This window comes from Streptomyces sp. NPDC059679 (assembly GCF_042734105.1).
Taxonomy (GTDB): domain Bacteria; phylum Actinomycetota; class Actinomycetes; order Streptomycetales; family Streptomycetaceae; genus Streptomyces.
This window is the reverse complement of record NZ_JBHWES010000059.1, coordinates 1-13462: the sequence shown is the minus strand read 5'-3', so window position 1 is coordinate 13462 and position 13462 is coordinate 1. Positions and strand designations below refer to the sequence as shown.

11 protein-coding genes are annotated in these 13462 nt (G+C 67.9%); 7 read left to right on the top strand and 4 right to left on the bottom strand.

Annotation, left to right across the window (positions count from 1 at the left end):
* Positions 1 to 105: 105 nt before the first annotated feature.
* Positions 106 to 378 (top strand): hypothetical protein, encoded by a 273-nt coding sequence (locus ACFV2X_RS41600; protein ID WP_385626513.1) that lies wholly within the window; start codon positions 106 to 108, stop codon positions 376 to 378.
* 74 nt (positions 379 to 452) lie between these two features.
* Complete coding sequence (locus tag ACFV2X_RS41595) at positions 453 to 707, top strand: DUF6207 family protein (protein ID WP_385626512.1); 255 nt, start codon at positions 453 to 455, stop codon at positions 705 to 707.
* A gap of 1 nt (position 708) precedes the next feature.
* On the opposite strand, the gene ACFV2X_RS41590 is transcribed toward ACFV2X_RS41595, so the two are convergent.
* Positions 709 to 1695 carry an ATP-dependent DNA ligase gene (locus ACFV2X_RS41590; protein ID WP_385626511.1) on the bottom strand — a complete coding sequence of 329 codons (987 nt, stop codon included), beginning with the start codon at positions 1693 to 1695 and terminating at the stop codon, positions 709 to 711.
* A gap of 223 nt (positions 1696 to 1918) precedes the next feature.
* Here ACFV2X_RS41590 and ACFV2X_RS41585 point away from each other — a divergent pair, with 223 nt between their 5' ends.
* From ACFV2X_RS41585 to ACFV2X_RS41565, 5 genes are all read left to right on the top strand, one after another.
* Entirely contained in the window at positions 1919 to 2605 is a 687-nt protein-coding gene (locus ACFV2X_RS41585) for a hypothetical protein (RefSeq protein ID WP_385626510.1), read from the top strand.
* On the top strand, positions 2602 to 4557 hold the full coding sequence (locus ACFV2X_RS41580; RefSeq protein WP_385626509.1) for a hypothetical protein: 1956 nt from the start codon (positions 2602 to 2604) through the stop codon (positions 4555 to 4557). The genes ACFV2X_RS41585 and ACFV2X_RS41580 overlap by 4 nt, the downstream gene beginning before the upstream one ends.
* A gap of 62 nt (positions 4558 to 4619) precedes the next feature.
* A complete protein-coding gene (locus ACFV2X_RS41575; RefSeq protein WP_385626508.1) occupies positions 4620 to 6587 on the top strand; it encodes a hypothetical protein in 1968 nt (655 codons plus the stop codon).
* 147 nt (positions 6588 to 6734) lie between these two features.
* The gene (locus ACFV2X_RS41570; protein ID WP_385626507.1) at positions 6735 to 7571 is read left to right on the top strand and encodes a hypothetical protein; all 837 of its coding nucleotides are present in this window, start codon (positions 6735 to 6737) and stop codon (positions 7569 to 7571) included.
* A gap of 138 nt (positions 7572 to 7709) precedes the next feature.
* Positions 7710 to 8870, top strand: a complete 1161-nt coding sequence (locus ACFV2X_RS41565) for a hypothetical protein (RefSeq protein ID WP_385626506.1) — start codon at positions 7710 to 7712, stop codon at positions 8868 to 8870.
* Positions 8871 to 8874: 4 nt separating this feature from the next.
* Here the strand turns inward: ACFV2X_RS41565 and ACFV2X_RS41560 are convergent, their stop codons facing one another.
* From ACFV2X_RS41560 to ACFV2X_RS41550, 3 genes are all read right to left on the bottom strand, one after another.
* Positions 8875 to 8958, bottom strand: a complete 84-nt coding sequence (locus ACFV2X_RS41560) for a hypothetical protein (RefSeq protein ID WP_385626559.1) — start codon at positions 8956 to 8958, stop codon at positions 8875 to 8877.
* 579 nt (positions 8959 to 9537) lie between these two features.
* A complete protein-coding gene (locus tag ACFV2X_RS41555) occupies positions 9538 to 9747 on the bottom strand; it encodes a hypothetical protein (protein ID WP_385626505.1) in 210 nt (69 codons plus the stop codon).
* Between the two features lie 566 nt (positions 9748 to 10313).
* Positions 10314 to 12833 carry a Helicase associated domain protein gene (locus ACFV2X_RS41550; protein WP_385626504.1) on the bottom strand — a complete coding sequence of 840 codons (2520 nt, stop codon included), beginning with the start codon at positions 12831 to 12833 and terminating at the stop codon, positions 10314 to 10316.
* Positions 12834 to 13462: the final 629 nt, after the last annotated feature.

Here is a 13462-nt window from a genome sequence, read left to right as displayed (position 1 = left end):
GGACGCTGGCGCAGCTGACCTGGCAAGTCTTCGGGCAGAGCGAGGCTTGCCCAGGGCCGCCTGGACAAGCCCTCGTTGTCGGTGGCGACTACGAGGCTGGAGGGCATGGACAGCGACGATGAGCAGCTGCTGCGCGGCCGGGCCTACGGAGCCGACCACGAACACCCGGGCCCGAAGCCGGGACGGAGCTACGCCGAACTGGTGGGCGGGCCGCTGGACGGATCGCTGCTCGACATCACTGGCTGGAGGCAGGAGGAGATCGACGACGGTGTCTCCCTCCTCACGGAGCTCGGGCAGTTCGGCCCCGGAGGCCGGGCGCTGTACGACCCACGCCCCAGCGATCCGGCCCGCTGGGACTGGTCCGGCGACAGCCCCTGACAGCCCGCCACTCGGTCGGGTGAAGACACGGCAGCGGCGGAACTCTCTCAGGGTGACCGGGCGTAGTGCCGTACATGGACCCGATCCACGAGGCGCATGTGAGCGAGCCGGGCCTTCTCGTCGTCGACGTCGCGGCCGCCGACGACGCCACTGTGCTCGCCTTCCAGCAGTTGCTCGCCGACCGGTGGGCGACGGCCATAGCGGAGCAGACGACGCGGGACGCCGGTCAGCCCGGCGTACGGCTGCGCTGCTACCTGGACCTGCGCCAGCAGCTCACCGCGGCCGACGTGGTCGGCCCAACCATGGAGCCGACCACGGCCCGGCCCTGACTCATGACAGGGCGCCGCCTTCGTCGAACAGCGGCACTTCCTGGACGTCGACGTCCTCGCGGATGCGGTGGGGGCGGACCGGGTGCCGCCACCGTCCGGCGCTGTCGCGGGCGACGTCGACGTCGACTTCCATCACGACATCCGGCCGCACCAGGACGCCATCGAGGGTGCGATGCGTTCCCCAGCCTGCCGAGAACGTCCAGCCCGTCCACGGATGCGTGCCGCGCGGCGGGTTCAGCTGGTCGGCCACAGCGCGGCCGGTGGCCCGGGACAGAGTGGTGCTGCGGCCTACGTACCGCAGACGGTTCGCCGGGTCGTAGCGGCCCAGCAGCAGCGTGCGGGGCGCGGTAAGCGACCCGGTGACCGCGCCGATCACAGCTTCAGTGGTGACCCGCACCTTGTACTTCCGCCACGACCGCACACCCCCGTGATAGGACTCGTCCAGCCGCTTGAAGCACAGTCCCTCCACCCCGGCCGCCGTCCACGACAGCCACTCCCGCGCCACGGCCGGGTCGGTCGTCGACGGGCACAGCACCCACGGCGCCGTCAGGCCGCGTTCCGCGAACAGCGCCTCCAACGCCGCACGGCGCCGGGCGTACGGCCAGCCAGTCAGGTCGTCCTCTCGGTGGACCAGGTCGAAGGCCACGAAGTGTGCCGACCACTCCCGCGCTGCCTGAGCGGCAGCTGCCCCGCGCCGGGCGAGACGCCGCTGCAGCCGCGCGAACGCCAGCCGATCGGACTCCCACACCACCAGCTCGCCGTCCAGCCCGGTGTCCGCCGGCAGCTGCGCCAGGGCCGCCGCCCGGATCTCAGGGAACGAGGCCGTCATGTCCGTGCCGCGCCGTGAACGCAGCAGCACCCGCCCGCCCGCGTACACGGCGAGCTGGGCACGGTAGCCATCCCACTTGGGTTCCGCAGCCCACCCAGTGGGCAGGGCAGGGCTGTCCACGGCCACGGTGAGCATCGGCTCGGGCAAGGACCATGTCATGCGGTGATGCCTTCCACGCCGACCACCAACAACCGGGCGGACAGCGCCCAGTCACCCGGTAGCCGGTCAAAGCCGACATTGGCTAGTCGAGGATGCCGAGCGCCGTGTCTGGTTGGCGGTGGACGTCCACGTCTTGCGGCCGTGTTCAAGTGGTTACGCACAGCTGTCGTCATGTGCTAGTTGTGGGATCTTGGTTGTCTGCGCGGAGCGGGGGGAGGATCGGGTGGCGGATTCCGGGGTGCGGCGGGCGTCGCGCGCACAGGACGCGGTGCGGCTGCTCTTCCTGTTGGATCACTGCGGCGCGCCGCGCGGCGATGACCAGGCTGGAGAGGAGCCGCAGGGAGCGGTTGCGGTGATCCGGGGGCAGAAGCGGCTGCAGGCGTTGGATTTTTGGCTGCGGAATCCCGACTACCTGGCTGATGAGCTGCTCAACCAGGTCGAGGCAGGCAAAGTCGACGACACTGCGGGGGCGCTAGAGCGAGCTGGTGCCCTTCTGGAGGGGGATGAGCCGGAGATCTCCCGCTATCCGATGCTGCGCTGGCGGTTCGGCGCCTGGGAGGCGCTGGACGATGCCTTGGGCCTTTTGTACGCACACGGCCTGATCGACATCGTGGCGGTGGGGGAGCCACCGATGAAGGTGGACCGGTGGGACTACTACCTGCTGTCCGCCGGCCGGGACCTAGCGGTGGAACTTCGGACCACTGCCTCGGACCTGGCCTGGTACGACGAGCGCGCCGCGGTCGTGCTGGCGGTGGCGGGGCAGAGCAGCGGCAGCCAACTGAAGGCCCTGCAGTACGCGCAGGCAGAGTACGAGCGCACGGTGTGGAAGGCCAGCATCAGCGGTATCACCGACCGTGTGCGGGAGCGGCTTGCGCAGATCACGGAGCAGAGGGCAGGAGCAGGCCGATGAGCGACTTCGTGGAGACGGTAGCCAGCCGTGCAGGTATCGAGGCAGGGCTGGCGGGCGAGATCCTGGCCCGGCATGGAGTGCGTGAGAGCGGCATCCTGCCCCGTCCGCGCCAACTGCTGGTCAAGCGACTGGCCTTCACTGGCGAAAAGAGCGGCAAGTCCACCGGCACCGTGGATTTCTCCTGGGATGTGGGACCCGGCCTGTGGGGTGTGACGGCGGACAACCTGCGGGGCAAGAGCAGCATCCTGGAGATCATCTGGTGGTGCCTGCGCGGCTCGGACGCTCTGCAGGCCGATGTGCGCCACTGGATCCACCATGTACGCCTCGACGCCCAGATCGACGGTGAACCATTCACGGTAGGCGTCGACACTACCGGCAGTCAGTTCACCGGCACCTTGACCGTCGGTGCCCAGGAGCACGCCACACAGTTCACGGGTGAGGCCGAGTTCGCCTCTGTGATGGACGCGTTCATGATGGACCGGCTCGGTCTGGAGTTTCTGCGCGGCTGGCGCAAGGACACCACTGCGGACACGACGGACCAGGCCACGACAGGCAGCGCCGACGGCCAGGTGGTGGTCACATCCTGGCCGGCCTTCAGTCACGCTCTTCTGTGCCGTAACCGCGAGAGCGACGCCCTGCTGGGGCAGACTGCTGGCGGCGGCACGATGGTGAGCCTTCTGCAGATGTTCGTGGGTCTGCCCTGGACGGCGACCCGTCGCGACGCCAATGCAGCCCTGGGGCTGGTTCAGCAGTCCTTGCGAGGACAGCGTCGGCGCGCGCAGCAGGATCTGGCAGCCCGCAGCACCTCTGTGCAAGAACTCCGAGACCAGTTGGCTCAAGCCCGGCAGGCGGCAGCGCAGGCGGAAGCTGGCCCCAGCTTCCAAGAGGCCGCTGAGGCCGTGGAGCGGGCCGGTGCCCGATTGGCCGAACTGACCACCCAGCACGCCCACGCAGTGCAGCAAATGCACCAAAGCCAGCAAGCCGAGCAGGAACTCCACGAAACGCTTGTCCTGGACCAGGGCCGATTGCGGGACCTGCGTGAGACCGCGGTTGCCCAGCGTTTCTTCGGCGCCCTGAAACCCACCTGCTGCCCACGCTGCTCCACCGCACTGGACCAGCTGCCCCACGCGGACCTCGACGAGGTACATTGCCGCATCTGCGGTTCCGCCCCCGCGGAAGCACCCGTCGATCCGTCGGCAGCCGACGAACTTGCCGCCTCCATACAGACCCTCAAGGATGCCCACACCGCAGCGAAGAAAGCAGCCCGACAGGCTGCCCAAGCCGTCACCGCATCCGAGGCTGGCCTGGTCCAGGCCCGCACCGACCTCGCCGCAGCTCAAGCAGCCATGCCCAGCGAGTCCGCTTTGCGCGCCCACCTTCAGGTCGCCCATGTCGAGGGTGCCCTCGCCGAACGCCAAGCCGCCGAACGCCGCGCCGAACAGCCTCATCAGAAGTCACCAGACGAAAGCGTCCTGGAGGCAACTGCCAAGGAAGCCGACAAACGCGCGAAGAAGGCCTCCGACCAGCTCTTGGGCACGCTGAGTGAGGAGATCTGCCAACTGGCCATCCGGCTGGGGATGAAAGAGCTCCAAGCCGTCAAACTACTTGGCAACGGCACGCTTCAGATCGCCAAGGGCGACAGCAAGACCACCTTCACCGCCGTCACCCCCGGCGAGCAGGTACGGCTACGCATCGCCACTCTCCTCGCCCTCCTGCGCGTCGGCAAGGAAACCGGCGTTGGCCGCCACCCGGGACTGCTCTTGCTCGACTCCGCCGGCGCGCAGGAAACCATCGACGTCGACCTGGCCGAGGTCCTCAGCCAGCTGAAGGACATCTGCGAGGAGACCTCCGGCCTGCAAGTCATCATCGCCACTGCCAAACGCGACCTGGCCACCACGGTCATCCCCGCCGACCGCCTGAAAGCCGCAGGCCCGGGTGCGCCCGTATGGTGATCGGCCCGTTAAGGTGACCGACCGTCCTTCGCCGCCTGTCCCATCGAGAAAGGCCACCCGCCGTGACCCCACTCGAGACGCTCCTCGCCCAGGATGGCGATCCGCCCACCCTCACCGACCTCGGCGGTGAGGACACCTTCTGGCAGCAGGCCGACACCCTGGCCGCCTCCCCGCTATGGTTCCGCGCCGCCGAAACCCTCCTTGCCGAATGGGACACCCTCCACAACCCCGACCAAGCGGCCGACTTCATCACCCGCGCCCTCACCGCAACCACCAGCCCCGCGGCTGTTGACGACCTCCTCGACCAGCTCGTCGAACACCCCGGCTACCTCCAGTGCGCGAGCTCCCAGCTCAACACCCTCGCCCTCGAACGCAGCCGCCACCACACCACCCCCCTGGAAGCCGAACTGGCCGGCCTCTTCCTCGAAGCCGCTCTCCGCCTCGCCCTGCCCGGAACCACCCGCCGCTACGGACTCCTCGACCGCCTCGTCGACCCCGGCGCCACCAGGGCCCCTGCCGCCTACGCCCGCCGCGTCGTCCGCGCCCTGGGCACCGCCTACGAACACTGGCGGGACAGCGACCTGCTCGCCGCGCTGCAGCACTTCACCCAGACCGCCGTCCACGGCGACGCCGCCTACGAGCTCGCCATGTGCCACCTTGCCGACGCCGCCAACGCCCCCGACCGCCCGACCCTCCTTGCAGCCTTCACCATGGCCCGCAGCTTCCTGCAACAGGCCATCGACGCCGACGAAGACCGTCCCGACGCCACCGCCTACCTTGCCGCCCTCGACGCTCTCCTCGCCTTCGACACCGGCAACACCACTACCCTCACCACAGCCACCTGCCAGCTGCGCCGCTCACTGACAGAGCACGCCATGTGGCTGACCGGCACCCGCACCCACTGGCGCGCTGGCCGCTACGACACCGAAGCGGCCTGGTACACCCTCAGCCTCGACCTCGAACACGCCGACGCTCACCTCGACCAGCGGCTGACCACATGGCCCAACCAGACCATCCAGCACATCCTTGCCACCTATACCGCCCACCGCAGCGTCCGCCTCCAGCCAGCCGGCGCCGCCTCCGGCCTGCAAGTCCTGGTCGCCCCCCGCATTGAAAACGCCTTCGCCAAACGCCAAGGCTTGCTGCTGCACCTACGCGGCCTGGTCGCCGACGCCCCCGACGACTGGGACGCCAATGCCGCCCACCAACTTCTCCAAGCCATCGACGACCGCCTACAAGCCGACGCCCCCCAGGCGCAGTCAGAAGGCCCGGGAAAAGCCACGGCGGCGGCCTCCTACCCGGAACTGGCCGCCGAACTCGGTAGCCAGCTCCTTGCCAGCCTGCCCGCACACATGCTCACCAGCCTCCAGGCTGGCCACGCAGACTGGGAAGCCACCCTGATCAGCAGGCTGCCGATCGCCCAGCAGCACATTTACAACGAAATCATCGCCGTATTGAAGGGCTGCGACGATTTCCAGCACCCCACCGTCCGGGAGCATTTCACCCACCTGATCGTCCAGACCATCCGCTTCCTGCACAGCAGGACCAATCGCGCCCGCGCCCACCACACACCGCGCTTCGCCTACCTCTTCGCCCCCAAGCCTGGCGAAAAGCTTCCCCTGGAGGAAACAGTCCAGGAGGACCTCCACGACTACCTCTACGGCAACCTGGAGGACGTCGACATCGAAGTCACCGACCGCAGCGGAGGTCGCGCCGATATCGAAGTCCGTTTCCCCGGCTTCTCTACCGTCATCGAATGCAAGCGCACAAAGGGCAAAACAACGCGCAAGGGGCTACGGCGCTACCTCGGCCAAACGGTCGCCTACCAGGCCGGCGGCATCACCTTGGGCATGCTGGTCGTCCTCGACCTGACACCCAAACCGAGCTGGGTCCCCAACATCCGCGACGACATGTGGGCAGAGCGCATCCCCTCGCCCGTCCCAGAACAACGAGACCGATGGGCCGTTGTCGTCCGTGTCCCCGGAAACCGGACCTCTCCGTACGACATGACTACGCCAGCCATGCCCTAGAGGAGATCGGGCGCGTCCTGGGCGCCACGAAGCAGTCCGCCCATGAGGGGCTGTAGTTGGCTACGCCGCGATCCCCTGCGAAAAAGCGCTGCCGTTGTGGCGGCCGGCCTGCGAACATCGGGCAAGAGTTCAACCAGGCGAGGAATGATGGCCGACTTCCAATTCGGTATGCGCGACTACAGCGTCGACGTCCAAGCGCAGCACAACGTGACTTTCACCCAGGGCTGGGACGTACACCGTCTCGCCCTGACCTTCGAGGTGACCGTCCGCGGCAACTACACCGTGGACGCGCCCTTCCTCGTCTCCGGCGACCTCTGGGTACACGAGATGCCCAACCCCGCCAGCTACATCGGCAGCCTCCACGCCCCGACGGGCCCCGTCGGGCTGAAGCCGTTCAAGACGCAGCTCACGCTGGAGACGACCGTGACGGACCGGCAGCTTCGCGGCCTGGAGAAGCTGCGCGCGGGTGCCGACCTCGTCCTGCGCGCCCAACTCGCCCTGACTGCCCTGGCAGAGACGAAGCACTGGCCCGTCGCCCAGGACCAGGAGATCATCCGTATCCCGCACGCGACGTGGAGCAACGCCCTCACTCAGCTCGATGCCGGCGCTTTCGTCGACGTTCTCATCCCGGTGACCACCGTGGAGGCCCGGGCCACCGCCGCACGTCGGATCCGCGAGGCGAAGACCGCGATCGGCGACCAGCGCTACGAGCACGCCGTGACCCTCGCCCGTCAGGCCCTCGATGCCGTACGGGAGGCCTGCAACACTCAGAAGGTTTACGACCAGGCGGTGAAGAAGAAGGCCGGAGAACGGAGTCAGGAGGAGCGCTGGGCGGTGCTCACTCAGAGCGCCTACGCCCTGTTCAGCGGTGCCCCGCACGACGATTCCGGCACCACTGAGCACTTCGCCTGGACCCGCGCAGACGCCGTCGCGGCCGTCGCCACCGCCGCGGGCCTGCTCGCCCGCCTGGAAGACCTGCCGTAGTGGTCGACGACGTAGAGATGCACGTCGTCCCAGCTCGGATCGCGCTGTCCACTGTCCTCGCGACTGAATCCGGACTCTGCCCGGCGCGACGACGGCGCCGCCGACCGGTCGACACCTGCAGCCCACCGCCATCCCGGCATGACCGGCACATTGGAGGCGATGATGACGCGAAGCCTGTTTGACCTCGCCCGGAAGCTCAAGCTGGAGAAGGCCAGCCGCGAGTTCCGCGACTTCCGTGAGGCTCATGCCTACACCGCCGCCCGCCGCCTCATGGACGAGACGTTCGCCGACTTTCCTGACGTCGACCGCAGCTTCGTCCGTGAGTTCCAGACCGCAGGCTTCTCCGCCCGCGTCCTGGAGCTTGCCCTCTTTGCCGCCCTGCGCGAACAGGGCAAGGAACTGAACCGCACCAGCCCTGCGCCGGACTTCGTCGTGGGCGGTGACACTCCCGTGGCCATCGAGGCGACCACGACCAACCCGCCCCAGGGCGAGGCGGCCGAAGACACCGATATCGCCTCAGCAGTGCGCCGTCTCATCCCCGACGACCTTGAGGCGGCCGAATCGGAGTTCGTCTTCCAGGTCGGCAAGGCCCTGCGCCGCAAGCTCGAACATCGTGATGCGCAGGGCCGCGCCTACTGGGAGCAGCAGCAAGTCGGTGGCATCCCCTTCGTGCTGGCCGTGCAGTCCTTCCACCACCCCAGCGCCCTGATTCACACCGTCGGCCCCCTGTCGACCTACCTCTACGGGATCCGGGACGTTGCCACCCGCGACAGCCACGGCTCGCTCGTGCTGAATTCCCAGGTCGTTACCGAACACCAGCACAAGGACAAGACCATCCCCAGCGGCTTGTTCGCCCAGCCCGAAGCCGAGCACCTGGCCGCCGTGATCTTCACCAACAGCGCTACTGTGTCGAAGTTCGCCCGCATGGGAACCGAACGCGGGTACGGGCCAGAAGACGTAGCCATGGCCCGCTGTGGCCTCATGTACGACCCGGACCCGGACGCGGCCCTGCCCGTGCCGTTTGGCTACGTCGTCGGTGACTACGGGCCGGAAGAACACGAGACCTTCAGCGAGGGCTTTCACGTGCTGCACAATCCGTGGGCCCGCACACCCATCGCAGTCGGCGCCCTGGACGGCTTCACCGAGCACCGCCTCCAGCTGAACGGCAGGCTGCTCACCACCTACCGTCAGCCCGACTACTTCGTCTCTCAGACCCTGATCCTCCGAGGCAGCAACGCGCTGAAGATGGCCCGCCACCGCGCACAGCAGTACCTGGCCGATATGGCAAGTCATCTATAGAGGCCTACGCCCACCGCATCCCGATCGTGGACAGCTGCTCTACCCGCTCCGGCGAGAGCGTCGCGGCCCTGCTCCGCTGGTTGCCGATCCAGACCCCAAGCCTGATGGACCGCTCCTCCTGGTCCTCGCCGTCGTCGCCGATCGCCGACGATCAGCTGCGCCGGGTCGCGCGGCTTGCTGAACTTCAGCAGCGCCTTCGTCGGAGCCGAGGGCCCACCGGCCCCTCCCCGCCACTGCTCTTCTCCTTGCCCTTCTGACCCTTCTGGACGGCTTGTAGCGGCTCGGGGCCTGCTGCTGCCAACTGCCGCACGACACGGGCGTCATGTGCCCGCAGGGCCTCGGCGGTCTCCGCGGGCCCCAGCAGGACCGGCACGACCAGGCTGGCCACTTTGCTCTCGCCCGGCTGCATTCGCAGCGCCCGGCCCACGGCCCGGACGCCTGACCCGGGCCTCGTAGTAGGTATAGCGGGCCGATCGCCTGCCAGTAAGGGAGTCGGTGAATTGCTCCTTGGCTATGGGGCGCCAGCGCCGATGTGACGCGCACCTTTTACGTCCAGGGCGTCCCGGTGGCGGACAGCTGCTCCACCGTTCCGGCGACAGTGCGGGCTGGCTCTTGACGGCGATTCATGTAGCGCGTTTCTCAAGGGGCGTCGCAACGAGGGTTCCACTTAAGCGGAACGCTGCCCGCCGGGTCCAGAGAACAGGCCGGTGATCAGCAGGAACTGATGTTTCATCCCTTTGGAGAAGTTCGGAGAAATCGTGGCATCAATCTCATTGCGAAACAACCGCTGATGGAACTTGCTGGCGTTCTGACCAGGCAAGGTGCTGTTAGATGGGGTGATTTGCGTCAATTTGGCTTGCGCGTCTTGGAAGCGCAAGCGCGCATAGGATGGCCTTCACTTCTACCGCTCGTGCCGTCCCAGCTGGAGGCACGAACACCTCCACGGCAATGGGACCGAGTCCCATGTGGACGAGACTCCCGCCGGGGGCCTCGGGAAGGAGACGGTCTTGAAGACTCTGCCTCAGAGGATGAGGGACCGTTGGCGGAGCCACTGTCGTTCGAAGTTCACGGCGGCGCGTGTGTCGGCAGCAACTGCTGTTGCCGGGCTCGCGATCACGGTGATCGAAAAGCAGCCGTGGTTCTGACAAAAAACGAAAAGCCCTAGCTGAGACATCAACTAGGGCCTTCGTTCAACGGTGCGAAGAGCTCTGTCCTGCAGTCCCGGGGGTGCGACCCCGGGGGATGGAGCTCTTCGCTATTCACCCTTCAGAGTGAATGTTCCACCCGACCGTACCACCGCATCTTCTTCCGAGCAGTGCCTTGACTCGCACTGGAGAGAAGAGTGAGACCCATCCACATCTACGCTGACCAGCATCTTTTCTCTCGTGACGGCACCCCGTTATGGAAATGGTGATTCCACTCACCAGAGTGACCCAGGCGCTCTTACGTCCAGCGCATGCCGATCTTGGATAGCTGCTCGATCCGTTCCGGGGACAGCGTCGCACTCCGCGAGCGCTGGTTGCTGATCCATGCCCCGAGCCGGAGCTCCCGCTCCTCCTGGTTCTCGCCGACGACCCGTTCGACGTGCTTCCTCGGCACCCGCAGGTGCCCCTCGCGCTCGAAGAACTGCTTGGCGGCCTCGTAGTTCATCGCCCACTTGTCGGCCTGCGTACGGCGCGGCTGCGGCTTCTCGTCCTCGGTGGCGGGCTCGATCCCGAGGACCTGCTCACACATCCACTGCTGCACGGTGGTGAGGTTGTCCCACCCGAGCCGGACCGAGCGCACCCACCGGCCAAGGTCCTCGCCCTGGTGCACGACGTCGCCGGGCTCGGTCGGCAGCGCACGGCCGGCCTCCAGGTGGAGACGGACGAGGTGGAAGGCGCGCTGCCACTCGATCGGCCAGGCCGGGCACCACGACGGGTCGATGTCCTCCAGCTGCTCGCGCCGCTCGTCCGACAGTGCGCCGGCCGACGACTCCACCGGCAGTCCCTCGGCACGCCGCTGCTCGATCTCGGCAGCCTTGCGGGCGGCGGCCCGCGCGTTCTTCAGCCAGATGCCGACCCGGGACCCCTGGTAGGTGGCGTCCAGCGGCGCGAGCAGGTGCCCATTCTCCTCGGCCCACCCGCGCGCGGCGGCCAGGCCCTCCTCCCACGCGACGTCGAAGTGCGACCAGACCATGCCCAGCTTCTCCAGCTGCGCGATGCGGTCGGTGTCCATGTCGCCGCGGGCGTAGAAGCGGCGGGCGTCGGCGATCCACTGACCCAACGGGAAATCGGCGAGCGAGGCCGGCCACCCCTCGGCTTCCGCCTCCTGGTCGTCCCCGCCGGGCACCCGGTAGGTGAAGGGCACCTTGAGGTCGCCGTGCTCGCGGGCGTAGATGACGGCCGCTTCCACCCCGCGCCGCCAGTGCTCGTGCTCGGGATTGAGGACCCGCAGGTTGATGAACGCGGCCAGCTGCGCCGGGTCACGCGGTGTGGAGAACTTCAGCAGCTTCCGCGCAGGCGCCGACGGCCCGCCGGAACCGGTCCCCTCGCCTCGGCCTTCCTGGCCCCCGCTGCGGCTTTGGACGCCCCTGACGCGGCTTGGGGCCTGTTGCTGCGCCAACTGCTCCACAACGCGGGCGTCGTGCGCCCGCAGGGCTTCCAGCAGCTTCGCCAGCCCGCCGAATGCCCGGGACGTGAGCATGTTGTCCGCCGTCTCGCCTGGTCCGAGCAGGACCGGCACGACCAGGCTGGCCACCTTCCCCTCGCCCGGCTGCATGCGCAGTGCGCGGCCCACGGCCTGGACCAGATCCGGCATGGAGCCGCGGACGTCGGCCCAGTAGACGGAGTCACAGTTCTTGGTGTCGACGCCTTCGCCGAGCACCTTCACCGAGCCAAGGTAGCCCTTCTCCACGACGGTGCCGTCCGTGGCGATCCCGTCGGCGAACTCGCCCAGCACACGGCGCCGGTGGCCCGGCTTGTGCTCGCCGCACAGCCAGTCCGCCCAGATGGTCTTGGGGTACAGCCCTGGGTCCGCGGCGTGCAGCTGAGCGGCGACATAGGGGAGGCCGGCCGCGAACGCCTCGGCCTCCTTGACGACGTGGTGGAAGACGAGCGTGCGGCGGAAGCCTTCCTCGGCCGACGCCTTCACCAGGGCAGTCTGCAGCGCCGCGAGCCGGGCCCCGCGGACCTCGTCCGAGCGGCCCTCAGCGCCCAGGAGCTGCGCGGCCTGGAGCTGCGTGTCGGTGATGTCCACGCACACCACCTGGTACGGCGCGCAGATTCCCCGGTCGATCGCCTCGGACAGCGTCAGCGTGTAGCAGCGGGCACCGAACGGCCCGTCCGGGTCGTCCTCCATCGACGCGACCAGCTCGCCCGGCGCGCCCTCGGAGTCCTCGTCCAGCTGCCACAGCCGGGGCGTGGCCGTCATATACAGGCGGCGCAGGGACGGGATCCGCTGGTTGTCGTGGACCACCGCCCACGGCTTGCCCAGCAGACCCGAAGTCCGGTGCGCCTCATCGACCACGATCAGGTCCCACCCCGGAAGGCCGGCCTTGTGCGCGCGCTCCAGCGTGCCCAGCCCGAGCGAGGCGTAGGTGGCGAACACGGTGACCTTGTCGAACGGCCGCACCCAGGCGACCAGCTCGTCCACATCCGTGGTGTTGGGGAAGGTCACGTCCTCGCCCCGCAGGGACGAGACCCCGATCATCGGCCCCCTGCGACCTGCCGAGCGCCACGCAGCCTCGGTCTGAGTGAGCAGGTCCAGGCTCGGTACGAGCACCAGCGTTCGACCCGCGTGGAACTTCTCCGCGCAGTGGGCCGCGACCCGGGTCTTCCCAGATCCAGTTGCCATGATTACCTGAGTCCGAAGCCCTCGCTCAGGCACAAGTGATCTTGCAGGTAGTTCCAGGGCACGGACAACCGCGCCAACGGCTTCCTGCTGGGCCGACTCACGCTGGTCAGCGCGGTTCGTGAACGACATTCCGTCCGCCTTCTCTTGGGTGCCATCCGGTCGATTCAAACGGCATGGAACAGGAAACCTGCACGTAGTTGAGCTAGAACCGCTACGGTCGGGCTGGGCGCGGTGACTTCCTTCTATGCCTCACTGGTGCACCGGATAGTGTCTGCGGTGAATCTCCATAACGTCCATCCCCCGCAGCAGTGCTGCGATCTTAGTCCAGAGCCTATCCCCTGCTTCAAAAGAAGCAGCCGGAAACAGATAAAATCCCTCGAAGGAGTCCGGATTCGGCTACGGCGACCTTATGGCGCCCGGGAAAGCAGTATGTCAACCCGTCACCCACTCCCTGACGTCCCTCGTTTGACCCGGCACTCCCCCGACCACTCGTCACACCCCTTACTGCTGCCGCTTTTCTCTACGGCCACCTACCGCGTGCGTGAGCTTTGGGGGCTGGAGCGCAGCGGAGGCCCCGATCCGGGCGGGAGTGGGGGCGGCCGCTGCGCGGCCGTGGCTCGTGGAGCGCAGCGGAGCGGGCCCAACTAACTTGCGGAGCAAGCGAGTTGATGTCAGGTCACGCAGTGACCTGACGGGCGCTCCCGCGGGGCGGGCGGGCAACCGCCGTGCGGTGGCAGGCCGGTGTGTTATACACCAAA